General features: G+C 64.6%; 21 protein-coding genes. 7 read left to right on the top strand and 14 right to left on the bottom strand.

All coding sequences use genetic code 11. The annotated features are described in order from the left end of the window. Positions 1 to 36: 36 nt before the first annotated feature. Positions 37 to 402 carry a hypothetical protein gene (locus JN279_RS05965; protein ID WP_202352280.1) on the bottom strand — a complete coding sequence of 122 codons (366 nt, stop codon included), beginning with the start codon at positions 400 to 402 and terminating at the stop codon, positions 37 to 39. Between the two features lie 275 nt (positions 403 to 677). Here JN279_RS05965 and JN279_RS05960 point away from each other — a divergent pair, with 275 nt between their 5' ends. Next, on the top strand, positions 678 to 1361 hold the full coding sequence (locus tag JN279_RS05960; RefSeq protein ID WP_202352279.1) for a cysteine hydrolase family protein: 684 nt from the start codon (positions 678 to 680) through the stop codon (positions 1359 to 1361). 6 nt (positions 1362 to 1367) lie between these two features. On the opposite strand, the gene JN279_RS05955 is transcribed toward JN279_RS05960, so the two are convergent. Both JN279_RS05955 and JN279_RS05950 read right to left on the bottom strand, forming a co-directional pair. Further along, on the bottom strand, positions 1368 to 2309 hold the full coding sequence (locus JN279_RS05955) for an LLM class flavin-dependent oxidoreductase (RefSeq protein WP_202352278.1): 942 nt from the start codon (positions 2307 to 2309) through the stop codon (positions 1368 to 1370). 138 nt (positions 2310 to 2447) lie between these two features. After that, a complete protein-coding gene (locus JN279_RS05950; protein ID WP_010912229.1) occupies positions 2448 to 2603 on the bottom strand; it encodes a hypothetical protein in 156 nt (51 codons plus the stop codon). Positions 2604 to 2894: 291 nt separating this feature from the next. On the opposite strand from JN279_RS05950, the gene JN279_RS05945 reads away from it, so the two are divergent. Beyond that, positions 2895 to 3662, top strand: a complete 768-nt coding sequence (locus JN279_RS05945) for an SDR family NAD(P)-dependent oxidoreductase (protein WP_202352277.1) — start codon at positions 2895 to 2897, stop codon at positions 3660 to 3662. A gap of 193 nt (positions 3663 to 3855) precedes the next feature. On the opposite strand, the gene JN279_RS05940 is transcribed toward JN279_RS05945, so the two are convergent. From JN279_RS05940 to JN279_RS05910, 7 genes are all read right to left on the bottom strand, one after another. Continuing rightward, positions 3856 to 4800 carry an ABC transporter permease gene (locus JN279_RS05940; protein ID WP_202352276.1) on the bottom strand — a complete coding sequence of 315 codons (945 nt, stop codon included), beginning with the start codon at positions 4798 to 4800 and terminating at the stop codon, positions 3856 to 3858. Continuing rightward, positions 4797 to 5852, bottom strand: a complete 1056-nt coding sequence (locus JN279_RS05935; protein WP_202352275.1) for an ABC transporter permease — start codon at positions 5850 to 5852, stop codon at positions 4797 to 4799. The genes JN279_RS05940 and JN279_RS05935 overlap by 4 nt, the downstream gene beginning before the upstream one ends. Beyond that, complete coding sequence (locus JN279_RS05930) at positions 5852 to 7342, bottom strand: ABC transporter ATP-binding protein (RefSeq protein ID WP_202353655.1); 1491 nt, start codon at positions 7340 to 7342, stop codon at positions 5852 to 5854. The genes JN279_RS05935 and JN279_RS05930 overlap by 1 nt, the downstream gene beginning before the upstream one ends. A gap of 210 nt (positions 7343 to 7552) precedes the next feature. Then, positions 7553 to 8584: a BMP family protein gene (locus tag JN279_RS05925; protein WP_096451516.1), complete on the bottom strand. Its 1032-nt coding sequence runs from the start codon at positions 8582 to 8584 to the stop codon at positions 7553 to 7555. 154 nt (positions 8585 to 8738) lie between these two features. Further along, positions 8739 to 9944 (bottom strand): 3-oxoadipyl-CoA thiolase, encoded by a 1206-nt coding sequence (gene pcaF, locus JN279_RS05920; protein WP_202353654.1) that lies wholly within the window; start codon positions 9942 to 9944, stop codon positions 8739 to 8741. Between the two features lies 1 nt (position 9945). Then, complete coding sequence (locus JN279_RS05915) at positions 9946 to 10752, bottom strand: CoA-transferase subunit beta (RefSeq protein WP_202352274.1); 807 nt, start codon at positions 10750 to 10752, stop codon at positions 9946 to 9948. Then, positions 10749 to 11606: a CoA transferase subunit A gene (locus JN279_RS05910; RefSeq protein ID WP_202352273.1), complete on the bottom strand. Its 858-nt coding sequence runs from the start codon at positions 11604 to 11606 to the stop codon at positions 10749 to 10751. Before JN279_RS05910 ends, JN279_RS05915 begins: the two co-directional genes overlap by 4 nt. A 121-nt stretch (positions 11607 to 11727) precedes the next feature. On the opposite strand from JN279_RS05910, the gene JN279_RS05905 reads away from it, so the two are divergent. Further along, positions 11728 to 12498 (top strand): IclR family transcriptional regulator, encoded by a 771-nt coding sequence (locus tag JN279_RS05905; protein WP_202352272.1) that lies wholly within the window; start codon positions 11728 to 11730, stop codon positions 12496 to 12498. Positions 12499 to 12514: 16 nt separating this feature from the next. On the opposite strand, the gene JN279_RS05900 is transcribed toward JN279_RS05905, so the two are convergent. The 4 genes from JN279_RS05900 to JN279_RS05885 are packed head-to-tail and all read right to left on the bottom strand — an operon-like array spanning position 12515 to position 17424. Further along, positions 12515 to 13813 carry an NAD(P)/FAD-dependent oxidoreductase gene (locus JN279_RS05900; RefSeq protein WP_202352271.1) on the bottom strand — a complete coding sequence of 433 codons (1299 nt, stop codon included), beginning with the start codon at positions 13811 to 13813 and terminating at the stop codon, positions 12515 to 12517. A 2-nt stretch (positions 13814 to 13815) separates the two neighbouring features. Further along, entirely contained in the window at positions 13816 to 15186 is a 1371-nt protein-coding gene (locus JN279_RS05895; RefSeq protein ID WP_202352270.1) for a glutamine synthetase family protein, read from the bottom strand. A gap of 5 nt (positions 15187 to 15191) precedes the next feature. Continuing rightward, complete coding sequence (locus JN279_RS05890) at positions 15192 to 16475, bottom strand: glycosyltransferase (protein WP_202352269.1); 1284 nt, start codon at positions 16473 to 16475, stop codon at positions 15192 to 15194. A gap of 10 nt (positions 16476 to 16485) precedes the next feature. Further along, positions 16486 to 17424 carry a GntR family transcriptional regulator gene (locus tag JN279_RS05885; RefSeq protein WP_202352268.1) on the bottom strand — a complete coding sequence of 313 codons (939 nt, stop codon included), beginning with the start codon at positions 17422 to 17424 and terminating at the stop codon, positions 16486 to 16488. A gap of 251 nt (positions 17425 to 17675) precedes the next feature. On the opposite strand from JN279_RS05885, the gene JN279_RS05880 reads away from it, so the two are divergent. From JN279_RS05880 to JN279_RS05865, 4 genes are all read left to right on the top strand, one after another. Beyond that, a complete protein-coding gene (locus JN279_RS05880) occupies positions 17676 to 18740 on the top strand; it encodes a polyamine ABC transporter substrate-binding protein (RefSeq protein WP_202352267.1) in 1065 nt (354 codons plus the stop codon). 315 nt (positions 18741 to 19055) lie between these two features. After that, on the top strand, positions 19056 to 19898 hold the full coding sequence (locus tag JN279_RS05875; RefSeq protein WP_202353653.1) for an ABC transporter permease: 843 nt from the start codon (positions 19056 to 19058) through the stop codon (positions 19896 to 19898). Next, positions 19891 to 20685: an ABC transporter permease gene (locus JN279_RS05870; RefSeq protein ID WP_202352266.1), complete on the top strand. Its 795-nt coding sequence runs from the start codon at positions 19891 to 19893 to the stop codon at positions 20683 to 20685. The genes JN279_RS05875 and JN279_RS05870 overlap by 8 nt, the downstream gene beginning before the upstream one ends. Further along, positions 20682 to 21755 (top strand): ABC transporter ATP-binding protein, encoded by a 1074-nt coding sequence (locus tag JN279_RS05865; RefSeq protein WP_202352265.1) that lies wholly within the window; start codon positions 20682 to 20684, stop codon positions 21753 to 21755. Before JN279_RS05870 ends, JN279_RS05865 begins: the two co-directional genes overlap by 4 nt. Positions 21756 to 21759: the final 4 nt, after the last annotated feature.

The following is a 21759-nucleotide window of genomic DNA, read 5'->3' as shown; positions in this document are numbered from 1 at the left end:
AACGTCGCCGATGCCGCCAACCTGACAGTCGCGCTATCAGTCGTCACCCCCGCCACCCCCGCCACCGTCTCCACCACCGCCACCGCCGCCGTTGTCGCCCCCTGTATGGTCGCCGTCATGGTGGTCACTGCCGTCATGACCGGAGTTCTCAGCCTGATCGTCGTCACCCTGTTGCTGGCCGGCGGTGACACTGTCGTCGCTCTGGTCGCCGTTGCTGGCTTCGCTTTCGACCGCATTATCGTCGTTCTGTTCGCCGGTGCTGGCATCCTGGCTTTCATGATTGGATACGATGGCAGTCGCTGGACCACCGTGATCGGAGACCTGATTTGCGAATGCATTCGCCGTCACGAGAACGCCTAGAACACCGACCGAGGACGCTAATAGCAAGGGAAACGTTTTCATCGATTCCTCCAATATAGCTTCCCACCCCACCGTGACCGAATCGATTTATTGGCCAGCGTATATTACCACTCACTTAAGTGCAGAGAAGCAATTTTAGCGACAGCTAAAGCTGAGAGTGCATGTCGCGAGCGAGCTCGGGCCCAGCGGGTACCGCTGGCAAGGCTCGCACCAGGACCCGATCCATGCCGACGGCGTCTATCGGCGGCTTCATGACGCCCAGCATCTGGTATCGGCGCATTGAACGATTATGGTTGGTCGAAAACAGGGAACCATCGATGATCAGGGCAACACCCTTCGACTACCCCTATGACGGCAGGCTGGTGGCCGAAAACACCGCACTTGTCGTCATCGACCTGCAGCAGGATTTCCTGTCGACCACGGGCTACTTCGCCCGAAAGGGATATGACCCCTCGCCGCTGCGGGCGATCCTGCCGACGGTGAACCGGCTGATATCAGCCGCGCGCAGGGCCGGGGTGAGGATCATCCACACCAGGCAGGGCTATCGCGCCGACATGGCCGACATGACGCCTTACGAGAAATGGCGCCGCAAGCGCTCCGATCTCGACGGCACCGATGTATTGCTGCGCTCGGGCGCGGGGTTCCAGATCGTCCCGGAGATCGATGTCGCGCCCGATGACATCATCGTCGACAAGACCTGCAACAGCGCCTTCACCTATACGGATTTCGAGCTCGTGCTGCGCGCGCAAGGCATCACGCATCTGATGTTTTCCGGCTGCACGACCGACGTTTGCGTCCACACCACGCTGCGCGAGGCCTGCGACCGCAATTTCCAGTGCCTGACGATCTCGGATGCCTGCGCCAGCGGCGACAGACAAGCCCACGAGGCGGCGCTTCACATGGTGACGGTCGAGGACGGTGTCTTCGGCGTGTTAGCCGATTCAGCCGCCGTCATCGACGGCCTGTCGCGGCTTGGCGGCAGGCGTCACGCGGACGATTGATCGGCTTCAGCCTGCTGCCAGCGTCTCCAGCCCGGAGCGAGGCGCATAGGCCCCCGGCTGGAAGGCATCCTGTTCGCGGCGCGCCAGCGAATTGCGCAGCAGGGCGATCGTTTCGCGGCCGACTGTCGCGATCTCGCGCGGCGTGTCAACGCCGACGATCATGAACTCATCGATCCCGAGCCCGGCATAGGCAAGCAGCGACAAAGCGACCTGGGCCGGCGGCCCGGACAGGTCGACCGCCTTGTGGCCGGCGGCCGAAGCGCCTGGGTGAATCCGCACCGGAAGCGCGAAGCGCAGCTTGCCGGCCCGGCCATGTTCGGCCGCGGCGCCACGCACCCGCTCCATCAGCTGCCGGACCTCGTCGATCGAGCCCGGCGCCAGTTCGAAGACATCGGCATGCCGGCCGGCCACTTTCAGCGCCGTTCCAGACTGTCCACCCATGCGGATGGTCAGGTCCGCGCCGTGCGGGCCTTTGCGCGGCACGTAACCGCCCTTGATGCTGTAGAAGGCGCCTTCGTGATCGAAAGGCCGGTCGTTCGACCACAGCCGCTTCAAAAGCACCAGATATTCGTCGATGCGCTGCCAGATGACGCCATGCCCGACCGGCCGTGTCTCGGCGTCGTCGTCGTTCAACGGCTCGCTGATCATCCTGAGCGCCAGCCGTCCGCCGCTCTCCCTGTCGATCGACGCCAACTGGCGCGCAGCCACCGTCGGGTCGATCACGCCGGCCCAATGGGTCAAAACGACTTCCAGTGACGCGGTGCGATTGAGCACCTGGGCACCAAGATCCATATTGGTCAGCAGCCCGGCCGGATCGTCGACGACGATCTTCTGGAAGCCGCCATCCTCGATCAGCCCGAGCTTGGTCGCGGTCTCGGCGAAGTCGTAGAAGAAGGGAACGGCGGCATCGGCGGTCTTGCCGGGGACATGGGTGAATTCGATCGGCATTGTCATCTCCTCCATCGCTGGAATCATGGATGCGGTGAAATTCGAAACACGGCCGCGCGCAAACGCACCGGGATCCGGTTCATTCAACTCCGATTGCCTTGATACAGCGGGGCAACTAACCCCTGTCGATCCTGTGCCTTAGGGAATGAGGCCCAGAACGACGGCCCCGGTGAACACGAACGCAAGGGCAAAGACGAGATAGGCGAACGCTCCGGCATAGGCCGGGCGAAAGGTCTGGGCATTGGCCAGCCTCTGGCCGCTGCTGTCAGTCTGAGCGTTCTGGATATAGGACATATCGACCTCCGTCTCGCTGGTTAATCTATAAAACTTGTAGACTTTGTCGATTGCTATTTTTGAGCGATAGGCAGAATAATTTTCTCATTTTTGATGTTAAATTGGTCACCAATTGCTGGGATCGCCTGTCGCGCGATCGATCGGCGGGCCATTGGCCTTGCTCTCAGGCGCGGCCGAATGGACCTATGTCCTTGTTTCCGCTGCACCCAATTCGCCCATTGGCTGCCTGGTGCGGGCGCGATAGCATCACCCAACAAGCAAAAAGCGAAATGGGTCGAACAGGGGAACAAAATGGGCGAAAGACTGGCCGGCAAGGTCGCCATCATCTCGGGCGGCGCGACGGGTATGGGCGGGGCAGCCTCGGAACTGTTCGCGGCGGAAGGCGCCAAGGTAGCGATCATCGACCGCAACGGCGATGCGGCCGCCGCCACCGCAGCGGCGATCCGCGCGCGCGGACACACAGCCGAGCATTTCGTCGCCGACGTATCCGACGAAGCGCAGGTTCAGGCGGCGGTGAAGGGCGCGGCGGAAAAACTCGGGCCGGTCACGGTGCTGTTCAACCATGCCGGCACCATCGTGATAAAGCCATTCCTGGAGACGACGGTGCAGGAATGGGACTGGCTGCATGCCGTCAATGTCCGCTCGATGTTCCTGATGACGCGTGCCGTGCTGCCCGGCATGATCGCGGCCGGCGGCGGCTCGATCGTCTGCACCTCGTCGATCTCGGCGGTGGCGGCGACACCGAACGAGGTGCTCTACGACACCACCAAGGGCGCCTGCCACATGTTCGCCCGCGCCATCGCGGTGGAGTTCCGCGACCGCAACATCCGCTGCAACGCCGTCTGCCCCGGCTTCATCCGCACGCCACACGGCCTGCGCGAGGTCGCCGATTTGGGCAAGCTCGGTGTCGATGTGTCAGATGCCGCGCTGGCGGCGCAGCAGGGGCGCATCGGCGAGCCGGAAGAGGTGGCGAAGGCGGCGCTGTATTTGGCGAGCGACGAGTCCAGCTTCGTCAACGGCGCGCATCTGTTCGTGGACAATGGCTTTACGGCGATGTGAGGCCTTTTCCTCGCCCCCACGGGAGTGGGGGAGAGGTGGCTCGGCGAAGCCGAGACGGAGAGGGGGATGGCGCAATCCTGTCCGAGAGTAGATTTCAAGAAATCCCTTCCAACCGTCGGCGCCGGCCCCCTCTCCGACCGCTTCGCGGCCACCTCTCCCCCGCCCATGGCGGGGGCGAGGAAGCCCAAGCCCTCTACCGCTCTTCCCTACGAAACGGCTTCAACAACGCCGACGGCGCCACCGCGTTGCGCGACATCACCGCCATCGCAACGATGGTAAAGATGAAGGGCAGCATCAGGAACGCTTCGTAAGGGATATGCCCGAGCCCGCTCGCCTGCATGCGCAATTGCAAGGCATCGACGAAGGCGAACAGCAGCGCGGCACCCGCCGAGCGCCACGGATCCCAGCGGCCGAACACGACCAGCGCGATAGCCACCCAGCCGCGACCGGAGACGACGCCGAAGGTGAAGGCGTTGAACTGTGCCATCGACAGGAAGGCGCCGGCCAGTCCCATCAGCGCACCGCCGAGGATGACGGCCTGGAAGCGTGTGGCAATGACGCTGACGCCGGCGGAGTCCGCTGCGCGCGGGTTCTCGCCGACCATGCGCACCGACAGGCCCCAGGGCGTGCGGTAAAGCACGAAGGCGGCGAGCGGGATGGCCAGGATCGCCATGTAGACCAGCGCGAACTGGTTGAACACAGCCGGCCCGAGCACCGGAATGTCGGACAGGATGGGTATCGGCAGCGTCTGAAAACCCTTGATGCTCGGCGGCACCGATTGCTGGCCGAAGATCAACCGGTAGAGGAAATAGGCAAGGCCCGACGAAAACAGCGTGACGCCGATGCCGCAGACATGCTGGCTCAGGCCCAGCGCCACCGTGAACAGCGCATGCAGCGCGCCCATCAGCATGCCGGTCAGCACCGCCACCAGCACGCCGAGCCACAGGCTGCCGCTGAGGCTGGTGGCGGTGAAGCCGGTCATGGCGCAGAGCAGCATGATGCCTTCGATGCCGAGATTGAGTACGCCTGCCCGCTCGGAAAACATCTCGCCCAGCGTGGCGAAGGCCAGCGGCGTGGCGATGCGGATGATGGCGGCCAGGAAACCAACCTGGAAGATCTGTTCGAACACCACGCTCATGATGCTGGTCCAACGCGGCGGATGCGATAGGCGGTGAACAGCAGCGCGACCAGCATGGCGAGCAGTGCGGTGCCCTGGATGACGTCGCTGAGGAAAGCCGGCACGCCGGTCGCCCGCGACATCGCCTCGGCGCCGGTCATCACGGCGGCAAGGAAGATCGCCGCCGGCACGACACCGAGCGGATTGAGTCGCGCCAGCATGGCGACGACGATGCCGGAATAGCCGTAGCCCGGCGAAATGTCGCTCATCACCTGGAAATGCACGCCGCCGACTTCGCCGACGCCGGCAAGCCCCGCCAGCGCGCCGGACAGCAGCGCGGTCGAGAGCAGCACACGCTCGACGTGGATGCCGCCATAGCGGGCGGCTTCCGGATTTTCGCCGGTGACCCTGATCCTGAAGCCGAGCGTCGTGCGCGCGATCAGGAACCAGATCAACGGTGCGGCGATCAGCGCCACGATGACGCCGAGATGCAGTCGCGTGCCTTCGATCAGCACCGGGAAATTGGCCGAATCCTCGATCGGCGGCGAGATCGGATAGCCGCTGAAACTATCTTTCCACGGCCCCTCGATCAGCGCCATCAGCGCATAGTAGATGACCGAGTTGAGCAGCAGCGAACTGACGACATCGTCGACTTTGAATTTGACCCGCAGCGTCGCCGGCACCAGCGCAACGGCGGCACCGGCAGTTGCACCCGCCACGGCCATCAACAGCATGGCGAGCAGCCCCGGCATTGGTATGGCGCCGACAAAACAGCTGGCGACCGCACCGGCCAGCAATTGCCCCTCGGCGCCGATGTTCCAGAATTTTGCGCGGAAGGCGACGGCGACCGCCAGCCCGGTGAAGATCATCGGTGCGGCGCGCACCAGCGTTTCAGTGATTGCGTAGCTGTCGCCGAGCGAAGCCGTGAACATCACGCCGTAGGATTCGAGCACGCCCGCACCCGCCAGCGCGATCAGGCCGCTGCACAGCACAAGCGTCGCCGCGATCGCCACCAACGGCAAAGCGAGATTGAACCAAGTCGGCGTCGAGGTGCGGACTTCCAGGCGAAACATCAACCGTGCCCCTCCGCCCCGGTCATCAGCAGGCCGAGCCGCGCGATCGTCGCGTCAGTGCTGTCGAGCGTGCCGACGATGCGGCCCTCATACATCACCGCGATCCGGTCGCAGAGCACCAGCAGCTCTTCCAGATCCTCGCCGATGACGATGATGCCGCAGCCGTTGGCCCGCATGTCGAGGAACTTTTCATGGATGAAACGGGCGGCACCGATGTCGAGGCCGCGCGTCGGCTGCGAAACGATCAGCACCTTCGGATCGAAGGCGAGCTCGCGCGCCAAAAGCGCCTTCTGCAGGTTGCCGCCCGACAGCGCCCCGGCACGCGTCATCGGCCCGGGACATCTGATATCATAGGCCTTGATCTGTTCTTCGGCAAAGGCGCGGATCGCATCGGGCTTGAGCAGGCCTTTGCTACTGAAGGCGGCGGTGCCAATGCGCGGCAGCACCATGGAATCGGCGAGCGGCAAATTGGTCACCAGACCCGTCGTCATGCGGTCTTCCGGGATACGGCCGAGACCAAGCGCCTGCACCTCGCGCGGCGAGAACCGCGTGACCTTCTGGCCGGCGATCGTCATCCGGCCGGCATCGGGCGCACGCACGCCGGAGATAACCTCCGCCAGCGCCCGCTGGCCATTGCCCGACACGCCGGCAATGCCGAGGATTTCGCCGGCACGGACGGCAAGCGAGACGTCGCGCAGCACCATGCCCGCATGCTTTGACGTGGAAATGCCGTCGAGCGTCAGCACCGCCGCCCCTGGTGTCGATGGCCCCCTTGCCGGCGGTACGATCTCGTGGCCGCACATCAGCTCAGCCATGGCGGCCGACGTCGTGTTGGCCGGATCGGCGACGCGGCCGGCGACGCGGCCAAGCCGCAGCACCGTGCAGCGATGCGTCAGCGCACGCACCTCGTTGAGCTTGTGCGAGATGAAGATGATGCCGAGGCCCTGGGCCGCCATCGAGCGCAGTGCCGAGAACAGACCGTCGACCTCGCTCGGCGCCAACACCGCCGTCGGCTCGTCGAGTATCAGGAGCTTCGCGCCGCGAAACAACGCCTTGACGATTTCGAGCCGCTGCTGCTCGCCGACCGACAGCGCCGAGACCGCCAGGTCGGGATCGAGCGTCAGCCCATGCTGGCGGCCGATTTCAGCCAGCCGCGCCAGCCCGCCGGCGCGATCGATCCGTCCCGATTTGCCCGGGATGCCGATCAGCAGGTTTTCCAGCACGGTGAGCCGTGGCGCCAGATGAAAATGCTGGTGCACCATGCCGATGCCGGCGGCCAGCGCATCGGCCGAACTGGTGATCCGCACCTTCTTGCCCTGGATGAGTATCTCACCGGCATCCGGCGCATAGGCGCCGAACAACACGTTCATCAGCGTCGTCTTGCCGGCGCCGTTCTCGCCCAGCAGGCCGAGGATTTCACCGGGCGCGACGCTGAGGTCAACAGCCTCGTTCGCCTTGACGGCGCCAAAGCTCTTGGTGATGCCACGCATTTCGATGAGTGGGGCGGGCGTCGGCAAGGGGGCATTTCCCGTTGAGAGGTGGCGTTGAAGCAGCTCCTCACCCTCCCCCTTGTGGGGAGGGTCGGCTCGCACTCGCAGCGAAGCGGAGATTGCGAGACGGGGTGGGGGTGCGGCGCTGAAGACCCCCACCCCGATCCGCTTCGCGGATCGACCCTCCCCACAAGGGGGAGGGTAAAGAACTCAATCCGAAACCGGCGTGTTCTCATCCACGTCGACGCGGAAATTGCCCTCAAGAATCTCGGCCTTCTTCTTCTCGACCAGATCCTTGACCTCCGCAGGCAGCGTCTTGTCGAACTTGTGGTAGGGGGCGAGATAGGAGCCACCCTTGGCCATGCGCGAGAAATCGCCATAGTCCTGCGCGGTGTAGACGCCGGCCTTGACCAGCTTGATCGCCTGTTCGACCGTTGGGTACATGTCCCACACCGGGCCGGTGATGACCGTGTCGGGGCCGAGGCTCGACTGGTCCGACATGTTGGAGATGGCGAGGATCTTCTTCTCGACCGCCGCCTCGATGACGCCGAAGCGCTCGGCATAGATGACGTCGACGCCGGCGTCGATCTGCGCGACCGCGGCTTCCTTGGCCTTCGGCGGATCGAAGAAGGAACCGATGAAGGCGACCTTCTTCTTGACGTTCGGATTGACCTCCTTGGCGCCGGCGAAGAAGGCGTTGACCAGACGGTTCACTTCCGGAATGCCCATCGCCGCGACCGCACCAACCGTGCCCGACTTCGACATCTTGCCGGCGATCATGCCGGAGAGGTAGGCGGGCTCATGGATCCAGTTGTCGAAGACGCCGAAATTGGGTTCCGCCGGCCCAGCGCCGGAGCCGAACAGGAAGGCGGTCTTCGGGAACTGCTTGGCCGTGCGGCGCGATTCACGCTCGGCGGCGAAGGCATCGCCCAGCACCAGCTGATAGCCGCCTTGCGCATATTCGCGCATGACGCGGCTGAAGTCGGCGGTCTGCACCTTCTCGGACCATTTGTAGTCGATGCCGAGTTCCTTCTGCGCCTTCTGCAAGGCGACATGGATCTGGTTGTCCCATGGCTCCTCTATCGGCGTGGCGAAGATCGCCGCCACTTTCAGCTTCTTGTCCTTGGCGAAAGCCGCGCCCGGCAGCATCGCGGCAGCCAGGCCAAGCGCGCCGAGCTCCAGCACGTTGCGCCGCGAAATCCCTTCGCGTGTCGACGAAAATTTGTTCTTCCGGTTTTCCATTGCATTCCCCTCTGTTCGACAGCCGTGTCGAGCCGGCTGTTCCTAGAAATGTCAGACGGGGAACTATGGAACGGGTGTGGACTTTTGTCCACATGGTCAAATTTGGTGGACCTGATCAGATCTCCGATCTGGCCAACCAAGAAAGGGTCTTTGCTCAGGCCCGTTCGAGCGCGATGGCGATGCCCTGGCCGACGCCGATGCACATCGTCGCCAGCGCATAGCGGCCGCCGCGCTCACGAAGCTCCAGCGCCGCCGTGCCGGAGATACGCGCGCCCGACATGCCCAAGGGATGGCCGAGTGCGATGGCGCCGCCATTCGGGTTGACGTGCTCAGCATCCTCGGCAATGCCGAGCTGGCGCAACACGGCGATGCCTTGCGAGGCGAAGGCTTCGTTGAGCTCGATGACGTCGAACTGTTGCGGCGTCAGGCCAAGCCGCGCGCACAGTTTTTGCGTCGCCGGCGCCGGGCCGATCCCCATGATGCGCGGCGCAACGCCGGCGGCAGCGCCACCGAGAATGCGGGCGATCGGCGTCAGGCCGTATGTCTTCACCGCCGCTTCCGAAGCAACGATCAGCGCCGCCGCGCCGTCATTGACGCCGGAGGCATTGCCGGCGGTCACCGTGCCACCTTGCCGGAACGGCGTCGGCAATTTGGCCAGCGCCTCCACCGTGGTGCCGGCCCGGGGATGCTCGTCTTTCGAAACCACCACCGCATCGCCCTTGCGTTGCGGGATGGTCACCGCGGTGATCTCCTTCGCCAGCCTGCCATTGGCCTGTGCTGCGACCGCCTTGTCCTGGCTGCGCACCGCGAAAGCGTCCTGGTCTGCGCGCGAGACGGAAAAATCCTCGGCGACATTCTCGCCGGTTTCGGGCATCGAATCGACGCCGTACTGCTTTTTCATCAGGGGATTGACGAAGCGCCAGCCAATGGTGGTGTCGTAGATCTCGGCATTGCGCGAAAACGCCGTGTCGGCCTTGGGCATGACAAAGGGCGCCCGGCTCATCGATTCGACGCCGCCGGCAATCATCAGCTCCGCCTCGCCGGCCTTGATGGCGCGCGCGGCGATGGTCAGCGCATCCATGCCCGACCCGCACAGCCGGTTGACGGTCGAACCCGGGATTTCCTTCGGCAGGCCGGCCAGGAGCAGCGCCATACGCGCCACGTTGCGGTTGTCCTCGCCGGCCTGGTTGGCGCAGCCATAGACGACGTCGTCCACCGCCTGCCAGTCGATGCCGGCATTGCGCTCGACCAAAGCCTTCAGCGGGATAGCGCCGAGATCGTCCGCGCGCACCGAAGACAGCGAACCGCCGAAGCGGCCGATCGGCGTGCGGATATAGTCGCAAATATAGGCCTCGGCCATGTCATGCAGCCTTTGCTTTTCCGGTTCCCTCATGCGCCGCCTTGGTGCGGGCCTGCAGGTCGCGCAATGTATTGAGTTCGAGTTCGCTTGGCGCCGGTGTTTCGTCAAGCGCCTCGGCGAACTTAACCACCCAGCCACAGCTCTCCTGCACCTGCTGGCGGGTGACGCCGGGATGCAGCGACACGACGGTGAATTCCTTGGTCACCGGATCCGGCTTCCAGATGGCAAGGTCGGTGATCAGCAGCGTCGGACCGGCGGTGTCGATGCCAAGCCGCTGGCGGTGATCGCCGCCCTCGCCATGGCCGAAGGAGGTGAAGAAGTCGATCTTTTCGACCATGCCGCGCTTGGTCTGCGCCATGGTGATGTAGATCTCCTTCGACGAGGTCGCGATCTCCGGTGCGCCGCCGCCGCCGGGCAGCCTGGTCTTGGGATGGAAATAGTCGCCGATCACCGTGGTGTTGATGTTGCCGAACTTGTCGAGTTGTGCCGCGCCGAGGAAGCCGATCGAGATGCGGCCGCCCTGCAGCCAGTAGCGGAACATTTCCGGCACCGCGACGGTGGTGACGGCGGTCTCGCACAATTCGCCATCGCCGATCGACAGCGGCAGCACGTCGGGCGCCGTGCCGATCGTTCCGCTCTCATAGATCAGCGTGATGTCGGGCGCATGCGTCAGCCGCGCCACATTGCAGGCGGCGGACGGCGCGCCAATGCCGACGAAGCAGACATCGTCATTCCGCAGCGCGCGGCTGGCGGCGATGGTCATCATCTCGTTGGGGGTGAAGCCCAAAGGGTTCTGATTGTCGCTCATGCCGCTTTCCTCAGATGGTCGACCCGGGCCGCGAAGTCATCGGCGTTCTTCTCAATGACATTCGCCTGAATCCAGGTCAGGAATTTTTCGCGGTCGGCGGCGATCTCGTCCCATTCGAGATAGGCGGCGTTGTCGCGCGCATAATAGCCATGCGCGTAGGACGGGTGCGAACCGCCCGGCACGACGGAGATCGCCGCGATCGTCCAGCGCGGCAGCACGGTCAGATTGGGGTGCAGATCGTCGAAATTGTCGACCACTTCCTCGACCGTCACCACGGCGCGCTTGGCCGCCAGCACGGCTTCCTTCTGGATGCCGATAATGCCCTCGACCAGCACATTGCCTTTTTTGTCGGCCTTCTGCGCATGGATGAAGGTGACATCGGGCCGGATCGAAGGCACGGCCGCCAGCACCTCGCCGGTGAACGGACATGTGACCGACTTGATGTTGGGATTGACCGTGGCAAGGCCAGCGCCGCGATAACCGCGGAACACGGCGCAGGGCAGTCCGGCCGCGCCAGCCTCATAGGCATTGGCCATGCCGGCATGGCTGTGCTCCTCGACCTCGATCGACCGGGGAAAACCGTTCTCTATGGCATCGCGCGCGCGCCGCAGCAGGCCGACGCCGGGATTGCCGACATAGGAGAAGATGATTTTCTTCGCCATGCCCATGCCGATCATCTGGTCGTAGATCAGGTCCGGCGTCATGCGGATCAGGGTCAGGTCGCGAAACCCCTGGCGGATCGCCTCATGCGCTGCCGCCGTCGGGATCAGATGGGTGAAGCCTTCGAAAGCGACGGCGTCGCCATTGTTCAAATTCTCGGCCACGGCCTGTTTGAGCGGCAGGAACTTGACCATCGATCGGGCTCCGGATTCAAAAAGTTCGTATTGCGAACATTTGTTTTACATAGGATACTTTCTAAGCTATCCTATGGTGCGGAGTCAATCCTGGCGACGATACCGTTTTGGCGGAGGTGAAATGGACGAAGAGGCTGCTTCCCGTGACCATGTCGGCTCGCTGGAGCGCGGCCTTGCCGTGATGGAGATCCTCGCCCGCCACTCCTCCGGCATGACTCTGACCGAAATGGCCGAGGAGGCCGGCCTGACCCGTGCCGGCGCCCGCCGCTTCCTGCTGACGCTTGTCGCATCAGGCTATGCCACTCAGGACGGCCGTATGTTCTCGCTGTCGCCGCGCCTGCTGACCGTCGCCCGCACATGGCTCGGCGGCGGCTCGCTGTGGAGCTTCGCCGCGCCGATCATGCGGACCGTTGCGGCACAACTGAACGAGGCCTGCTCGGCGGCGATCCTGTCGGGTCAGGATGTCGTCTATGTCGCCCGCATTCCCGGCCGCCGCATCCTCAGCGTGTCGCTCGATATCGGCACCAGACTGCCGGCCTATTGCACCTCGATGGGCCGCATGCTGCTCGCCGGCCTGGCGCCAGAGGACCTCGACAAATTCCTGCGCCAGGCGACCATCGAGAAACGGACGCCGAAGACGATCACCGACATCAGGCCGCTGGCCGAGGCCATCGGCAAGGCGAAGGCGAACGGCTTTGTGATCGTCGACGAGGAACTGGAGCTTGGACTGCGCTCCATCGCCGTGCCGATCCGCGACCGCGCTGGCAGCACGGTCGCGGCCATCAACGTCTCGACCCAGTCGGCGCGATTTTCGGTCGCGGAGATGGAACGGGAAATCCTGCCGGCGTTGCTTGAGGCCAGGCAGCGCATCGAGGATTTCTTCGTGGTCTAGGTCGCTTCTCGCGACCTCAATGCTTGATGCGATCCCGCATCGCGTACCACAGCATGCCCAGCACATAGAGCGGTCCGCGTAGCGCCGTGCCGCCGGGGAATGGCATCGGGGTCAGCGTCGAGAACAGATCGAGCCGTGAAGCATCCCCGGCAATCGCTTCGGCCAAAAGCTTGCCCGAGAGCGTCGACAGGATGACGCCCTTGCCGGAATAGCCGTGCGCGAAATAGACCTCGCCATAGTGCCCGACATGCGGCAGCCTGGATGTCGTCACCGACACCAGCCCGCCCCAGGCGTGATCGATGCGGCAACCCTTGAGCTGCGGAAACGTCGCTTCCATGTGCGGCCGCACGAAGCCGGCAATATCGGCCGGCGGCGATGGCGTGTAGCGCTCGCCGCCACCGAACAGCAGCCGCCCATCCGCCGACATGCGGTAGTAATTGACGACGAAGCGTGTGTCCGACACCGCGACATTGGCCGGGATGACGTTGCGTTTGCCCTCCAGCGGCTCGGTGGCGACGATGTAGTTGCCGACCGGCATGATGCGGCTGTTGACGCGCGGCTCCAGCCCATGCAGCAGCGCGTCGCCCGCCAACACGATATGCTTGGCCCGCACCGAACCCTTGGCCGTCGAGACCCGTATCGAAGGCTCGCGCTCCAGCTTCACCGCCACCGAATTCTCGTGGATGACGACGCCGGCGGCCGCGGCTGCGCGGGCAAGGCCGAGTGTGTAGTTCAGCGGATGCATGTGGCCGCCAAGCGGCTCGTACATAGCGCCACGATAGGGCGTGTCGACCTTGGCGCGTGCGTCCGCGGCCGACAGGATCTCGACGTCACGGAATTTCATCACGCTCTCGAGGCACTTTGCTTCGTCCTCGAGGTCTTTAAGATCGGAGCCGTTGACCGCGCCGACCAGATGGCCGGTGAGTCTCAGGTCGCAATCGATGGCATGGCGCTCGATGATGCCGAGCACCAGGCCGCGTGCTTCGAAGGCAAGGTCGAACAGCACCTTCGCCCGCTCCGGCCCGTAGAGCTTGACCAGGCCCTTGGCGCCCTTGCGCAGGCCGGGGATCATCTGGCCGCCATTGCGCCCCGAGGCCCCCCAGCCGATCTTGCCGCCTTCGAGCAGCACCACCTTCAGGCCGCGCTCGGCGGCGTGCAGGGCGGCGGACAGGCCGGTGCAGCCGCCGCCGACGACGACCAGGTCGGCTTCGACATCGCCGTCAAGCGCCGGATGGTCCGGCGCCGGATTGGCGGTGGCGACATAGTAGGATTTGCCGATATCGAGACCGGAATTGAAACCCGTTGAAGATGCCATGATCACACCTTCAGCAGCAAATGATCGCGTTCCCAGCTCGTCACCACGCTCTGGAACAGGTCGAGCTCGACGCTCTTGACGCGCAGATAGGTCTGGAAGAAATCCTCGCCGAGCAGCTTGCGCATCGGCTCGCAAGCCGTGAAGCGGTCGAGCGCCTCCTCCATGGTTTTCGGCAGCGTGCTCTTGATCTTGTAGGCATTGCCCGTGGCTTCCGCCGAGCGCGCCAGTTTCTGCTCGACGCCGAGATAGCCGGCAAGCAGCGATCCGGCGATCGCCAGATAGGGATTGGAATCCGCGCCCGGCAGTCGGTTCTCCACACGTCGCGCCGAGCGGCCACCGGCCGGCACGCGCAGGCCACAGGAGCGGTTGTCGTGCGACCATTCGATGTTGGCCGGCGCGCTGTGGTTCGGCCTTATACGGCGGAACGAATTCACGTTGGGCGCGAACAGCGGCATGATCTCCGGCACGTATTTCTGCAGGCCGCCGATAAAATGGCCGAACATCTCGGTGTCGGCGTCGTCGGCGCTGGCAAACAGCGCGTTGCCCGCCTCATCGATGACAGACATGTGCAGGTGCATCGAGCTTCCCGCCTGCGCCGCGATCGGCTTGGCCATGAAGGTGGCGTGCATGCCGCATTGCTGCGCGGCCTGGCGCGTCAGCCGCTTGAACAAAAGCACCTGGTCGGCCAGCGGCAGCGCATCGCCATGCAGGAGATTGATCTCCAGCTGCGCCGTGCCCGATTCATGGATCAGCGTGTCGAGCGGCAGCCCGGCGGCCGCGGCATAATCATAGACGCGCCTGATCACCGGCTCGAATTCTTCCAGCGCCGCCATGTCATAGGGATGCTGCACGCCCTCGGCGCGGCCATTGGCGCCGACCGGCGCGGTCAGCGGCTTGTCCGGATCGGGGTTGGGCGCGGTGAGATAGAATTCGACCTCCGGCGCCACCACCGCACGCCAGCCGCGCTGGCGGTAGAGATCGAGCACGGCGCGCAGCACATGGCGCGGCGAGGCCATCCACGGCCTGCCGTCCATGTGGAAAGCGTCGGCGAAAACATAGGCCTTCCCCGCCCCGGCGCCCGGCGCCAGGCACAGCGTCGAGACGTCAGGCACCATGCGCATATCCGGGTCCGAATAGGCAAAGCCCTCGTCGATCGAGCCGGAATAGCGGCCATCGATGCTGACCAGGAAGGCGCTGCTCGGCAAATAGAGCGCGTGGTCTTCCAGCGCCTTGAGGAATTTGGCGGCCGGCAACGCCTTGCCGCGCAGCACGCCGTTCATGTCGGGCACCAGGCATTCGACCTCGTTGATTCCGTGCTGGGCCAGCCAGGCTTTGGGATCGTTGGTCGCGGTGTTCGTGTTCTTATCGAGCATTTCGTTCAAGTCCGTATCAGAGAGAGTATGGCTTGCGCGGCCACGTCCGTTCCGGGTTTCAGCGCCATCTGGGCTGCATTGTCCCTCAGGCGGGCGCGCATGGCGTCGTCGGCCAACAGGCCGAGAATGGCTCTCTCCAATACTCCTTCGGTCCAGCCGTCACGGCCGATATGGTCGCCGGTGCCGGTCTCTTCGGCGCGGCGCGCATTGTCGTGACCGTCCCAGCAATAGGGCATGATCAGCGACGGCACGCCGAAGCGCAGCGCCTCGCAAAAGCTGTTGTTGCCGCCATGGTGGATGAACAGGTCGGACTTCGCCACCACGGAGGGCTGTGGAAACCAGGCGTCGAGATAGACATTGTCGGGAACCGCCCGATAGGCATCGCGCAGGCCGCCGACATTGACAATGAAGCGCGCCGGCAGCCTGTCGAAAACGGCAAGCATGCGCTCGATCAGCCCGACATCCATGGCGCCAAGGCTGCCGAAAGCGACATAGACCAGCGGCCCCTTGTTGCGCGGAAACACCGGCACCTCGAACGGCCCTTCCGAGCGCACACAACCTTCGAGATAGACGAAGCGTTCGGGGTCGAGTGGCTCGGCGCGCTCGCGCCGCACGATCGCCGGCGTCAGCAGCAGGTTGAGGTCGGGCGAGCTTTCGAGGAACAGGCCCTTGGGTAATGGTGCCAGGCCGGCATCCCCGCGAAAACGGTTGAAGCGGTCATGCGCCGGCGCCGAGGCAGAGAGATAGCGGGCCTCGAACGCCCCGCGTTGCGGATCGTCGGCAGCCATCCCTGAGAGGTAGGGCGGTACTTCCGCGTCGGGCAACTCGGTCTCGGCGCAGGAGACGACGCGCACCCAGGGGCAGCCGGCGGCGGCGATCGCCGGGAACATGATGACATTGTCGAGCACCACCGCGTCCGGCTTCAGTCGCGCCAGCAATTGGCGCAGCGGCGCCTCGGCATTGACCGCCGTGTCGACGATCGCCTGCCAGGTCGGCGCGACATAGGTTTCGAGCTGGTCGATCGGGCTGAGCCTAAAATGCGGCAGGTGCCGGCGCACGAAGGCCTGCCAGTAGCTCTGGCGCTCGCTGTCGCTCAGCGGCTCGTCGGTCGGCAGCTGGTATTCCTGGAAACCGTAGTCGGCAAAGACGCCGGAGAAACCGGCATGGCAGATGAAGACGGGCCGGGCGCCCCGCGCCCGCAAGGCCTGCGCGATGCCGACGCAATTCAACGCGGCGCCGAAGCTGGCTTCGGGAAACAGCGCGATGGTCGGGCTGGCTTTGCGCGTCAATTAATCCTCTTCATTCCGGCCGGCTGATCATGCCGAACAGGGCGGGCGCCCCGCGGCTCGCCGCTTGCGGTCGCTGGTTGCGGGAGAGCCGCAGGTGGATGCGAAGCAGATCGGCAGCCACCTCATACTGCCGGCTTTCGAGATGGTCGAGTATGTTCAGATGTTCCAGCAAGGATTGCCGCAGCCGGAAGACATTGACGCCGGCATAGATGCCCGGCAGCCGGCGCAGGCGGAGATGATCCGCCAGCGCGTCGGCGATGAAACGGTTGGCGCAGCCCTCGGCGATCATGCCGTGGAAATCCATGTCCAGCCGCTGGAACTCGCGCGTGTCGAACGCGGCATCCGGCAGTGCCGACAAAGCGTCCATGCCCTGGCGCAACGCGGCCGCCCGCGCGCCGTCCAGCCGGAAGCCCGGCGTCAGGATCGCCGCCGGCTCCAGCAGCAAGCGGAATTCATAGCTTTCGCCTTGCGCCTCGGGATCATCGGGCGTGCGCCGGAAAAGCCAGGACTGGCCGGGCGCACGGTCCAGCAGATTCTCTTCGGTCAGTTTATTAAGTGCCTTTAGTACCGTCTTGCGCTCGGCACTGTACCGCCGCATCAGCCCGGCGGCGGTCACCGTCTGGTCCAGCCTGCGCGCCGAGCGGTCGCGCAGGATCGCCTCGGCGAGTTCGTCTTCCTCCGCGCTGGGAAGCTCGGTGGCAATGGCCGGCTGCGCGGCGAGGTCGATCGCCAGGTGATAACCGGTATCGGCCTCCCAGCGCACGACGCCGCGCTCCGCCAGCAGGCTGAGCGCGGCCCGCACCGGCGTGCGCGAGACATTGCACAGCGAGGCGATCTGCTGTTCGGGCAGGCGCGCGCCAGGTTCGAAGCCGCGCTGGCGCGCCACATCCAGGATGCGCTGCGCCAGATCGAGATGGTTGGTGCGAGGTCGTCGGGCTGCGGCTTGCATATGTGGTCTCGGTGGGCGGACGTGGCCGTTAAGGTTTGACCGATCGGCCTCGCGGACGCAATCGGCCAGATTCCTCGGTCGCCCAGATTCCTGGGTCGCTCGACAAATTATGGATTGACGTACTTTTTTCTGCAATAGTACTGTCTGCGCAATCGGCGAGAAAAAGACCGAGGGAACAGGATCGAAGGCAGCGGCATCAGTCGCGCCGGTCCAGCACAGAATTCGACGATCAACCGGAATGGGAGTCTGCCATGACCGCTACCAGCCCGCGGCGCCGTGCGCTCAAGCTATCTTCAATCGCTCTCGGCCTTGCCCTGACGCTGTCTGCGCCGGCGATGGCCGCCGGCCTCGTCATTTCCAACTGGGACGGCTACATGGCGCCCGATGCCATGGCCGCGTTCAAGACCGCGACCGGCGTCTCCGGCGAAGTGGTGGTGCACGCCACCAATGAGGAGATCATGGGCAAGCTGATTGCCGCCGGCGGCAAGGGCTATGACGTTGTCTTCGTCTCCTCGCCCTTCGCCGAGGTGCTGAACAAGCTCGGCCTGACCGAGCCGGTGGACCACGCCAAGATCCCCAATCTCGCCAACCTCTACCCGGAAGCGACCAAACTGCCGCACGATGTCGGCAACAACTTCTCCGTGCCCTACACCTGGGGCACGACCGGCCTCTGCTACCGCTCGGACCTCGTCAAGACGGCGCCGACGAGCTGGAGCGACCTGCTCGCGCCTTCCGACGCACTGAAGGGCAAGACCACCATGCTGGCGACCGATCGCTGGCTGCTGGCCGCCGGCCAGCTCGACAAGGGCTTTTCCGTCAACGAGACCGATCCGGCCAAGATGGCCGAGGTCAAGGACCTGCTGATTTCGGCCAAGAAGACCCTGCTCGCCTATGACGACACCACCTTCTATTCCAAGCTGGTGTCCGGCGAGGCGCTGATGGTGCAGGCCTGGGACGGCTGGTGCAATTACGGCATCGCCGAGAAGCCGGAGATCAAATACGTCATCCCGAAGGAAGGCTCGGACCTCTGGGTCGACACGATGGTGGTGATGAAGGCGTCCGAGCACAAGGACGACGCCTTCAAGTTCATCAACTTCATGCTCGACGCCAAGAACCACGCCTGGGCGGCACAGAACATCGACTACAAGGTGCCGAACAAGCCGGCGATGGAAAGCCTGCCGGCCGATTTCCTGGCCAAATTCCCCAACATGGCGATGCCTGTGGCCGACCTCGTCAAGTTCGAACAGCTACGTGACGTCGGCGAAGCCCAGCGCGACTATTCCAAGATCGTCAGCGAGATCAAGGCCGCGCAGTAAGGACTGTTCCAACGGCATCCTGGAATTAAGCTTGCGTTCCGTGTCGCCCCCCTCTGGCCTGCCGGCCATCTCCCCCTCAAGGGGGGAGATTGGCTGTGGCATCGCCTTCGCTAACCTCCAATGCTTGAGGATGACCGCAACGCCAAAGCTGCTAATCTCCCCCCTTGAGGGGGGTGAGGCGTGGTCCGCGCAGCGGACGGAAAGCCAATTGCTTGGCTTTCCGAATGACGAACGCCCGGAGCGAAAGCGAAGGGCCGGGCCCGGCAGGGCAGAGGGGGGTGCCGCTTGACGCGACCATCCCGCTCTTCCCTCCTGATGGCCCCGGCGCTGGTCTGGTTGACCGCGCTGATGGTGGTGCCGTGTGCGCTGGTGCTCGCGCTCGCCTTCTTTCGGCGCGGCATCTATGGCGGCATCGACTACACCTTCACGCTGGAGAATTTCGGGCTGGTCTTCGACCCGCTCTATGCCGGCATCTTCCTCAAATCGGCACGCATCGCCGGCACCGCCACCTTGATCGCGGTGGTGATCGGCTATGCCGCCGCCTACGCCATCGCGGCGGCACCGCGCCGGTGGCAGCCGGTGTTCCTGTTCTTCGCCGTGCTGCCGTTCTGGTCCAACTACCTGATCCGCACCTATGCCTGGATCGTGCTGCTCAACCGCGAGGGCCTGATCACGCAGTTGCTGCGCTGGGTCGGCTATACCGGCGAGCCGCCCTCGATGCTCTACACCGAAGGCGCCGTCATCGCCGGCCTGGTCTACAACTATCTGCCCTTCGTCATCCTCGCCTGCTACGCGCCGCTGTCGCGCCTCAACCCCGAACTGGCCGAAGCCTCGCGCGACCTCGGCGCTTCCGCCGCCACCACATTCCGCCGTGTCATCCTGCCGCTGACCGTGCCCGGCATCGCCGCCGGCGCGGTCTTCGTCTTCGTATTGTCGATCGGCAATTTCGTCACCCCGGCGCTGCTCGGCGGCGGCCGCTTCCAGATGATCGGCAATCTCGTCTACGACCAGTTCCTGACCGCCAATGACTGGCCGTTCGGCGCGGCGCTCGCCATGGCGCTGATCGCCATCATGCTGCTGGTGCTGATGGCACAGGCGCTCGCCGCCGATCGCGCCGCGGGGCGTGCGGCTGAGGCCAAAGGCGATGCCGATGGCTGAGCGCTCCCCTGCCACGCGGCGCACGCTTTGGCTGGTGCTCGGCCTCGTCTTCGCCTTCCTCTACATCCCGATCGCCGTGCTGGTCGCACTGTCTTTCAATGAAGGCGGCTTGCCCACGGCATGGTCGGGCTTTTCGCTGAAATGGTATGTCTCGCTCGCCCACAATTCCGCGATCCTGTCCGCCGCGCTCAACACGCTGATCGTGGCGCTGGTCTCGACCGCAATCGCCACCTTGCTCGGCACGTTGCTGGCGATCGGCGTCGAGATGCGCCGGCAATATGGCAAGGGCCTCGAAGCCCTGATCTTCGCGCCGATGATCATCCCCGACATCGTGCTGGCGATCGCATTGCTGTCGTTCTTTTCCATGCTCAACCTGACCATGGGCCTGCACACCATCATCCTTGCCCATGTCGTCTTCAACCTCGCCTTCGTCTGCTCGGTGGTGCGCGCCCGGCTGAAGAGTTTCGACTGGTCGATCGTCGAGGCCTCCGCCGATCTCGGCGCCTCCGCGCTCACCACCTTCCGGCGGGTGACCTTACCGGTGATCCTCCCGGCGGTGATTGCCGGCGCCCTGCTTGCCTTCACGCTGTCGGTCGACGAGTTCATCATCGCCTTCTTCACATCAGGCGCCGGCCGCGCCTCGACCACGCTGCCGATGCAGATCTACGCTATGATCCGCTTCGGCATCACGCCGGAGATCAACGCGCTGGCGACCATCGTCATGGCGGTCTCGATCACCGCGCTGACCCTGTCGCAGCGGCTCAACCGGGGGATCATCGGCCAATGAGCGAACCGCGCACGCTGCTGGCCATCGATCATGTGTCGAAGACTTTCGGCCGGGTCACCGCCGTCGATGGCATCTCGCTCGATATCCGCGAGAACGAGTTCTTCGCGCTGCTCGGCCCCTCCGGCTGCGGCAAGACCACGCTCTTGCGCATGCTGGCCGGCTTCGAGACGCCGAACGACGGCCGCATCCTGCTCGACGGCAAGGACATCGCCAAAGCCCCGCCCAACAAGCGGCCGGTCAATCTGATGTTCCAGTCCTACGCGCTGTTCCCGCATATGAGCGTGCGCGCCAATGTCTCCTACGGCCTGGAAATGGAACGTCTGCCGGCTAAGGAAATCCGCTCCCGCGTCGACGCCATCCTGGCGACCACAGAACTCGTCCCTTTCGCCGACCGCAAGCCGGAGCAATTGTCGGGCGGCCAGAAGCAGCGCGTCGCCTTGGCACGTGCCCTGGTCAAACGGCCCCGGCTGCTGCTGCTCGACGAACCGCTTGGCGCGCTCGACAAGAAGCTGCGCGGCGCCATGCAGCTTGAGCTGAAGCGCCTGCAGCATGAGGTCGGCATCACCTTCATCATCGTCACCCACGACCAGGAAGAATCGCTTGTGATGGCCGACCGCATGGCGGTGCTGAAAGACGGCAAGCTGCTGCAATGCGACACGCCACACGCGGTCTACGAGCATCCGGCCGACCGTTTCGTCGCCGACTTCATCGGCGTCATGAATTTCATACCGGGCAAGGCGTCGGCCGATGGTGTGGTGGCCGCGAATGGCGCGCGCATTGCCGGCAAGGTCCCCGCAGCGCTGACACCTGGCGCATCGGCGGTCGCCTCGGTGCGGCCCGAACGCATCCGGCTGTTTCCCGAGGCTCAGACCGCCAACCGCACGACCGGCACGGTCGAGGCGTTGGCCTATCAAGGGCTGGACCTGCAGCTGCATGTCCGCACGCCCTTGTCGCCCAAACCGTTCCTGGTGCGCGTCACTGCCGATGCCGCCGACCGCAGGCCGGTTTCGTCAGGCGACAAGGTCGAACTCGGCTGGGATGCCGCCGATGTCAGAATTTTCGCAGAATAGGAGA

This window comes from Mesorhizobium sp. 113-1-2, assembly GCF_016756475.1.
In the GTDB taxonomy this organism is placed as follows: domain Bacteria; phylum Pseudomonadota; class Alphaproteobacteria; order Rhizobiales; family Rhizobiaceae; genus Mesorhizobium; species Mesorhizobium loti_C.
The sequence above is the reverse complement of the archived record's forward strand: the minus strand, read 5'-3'. Positions and strand labels throughout refer to the sequence as shown.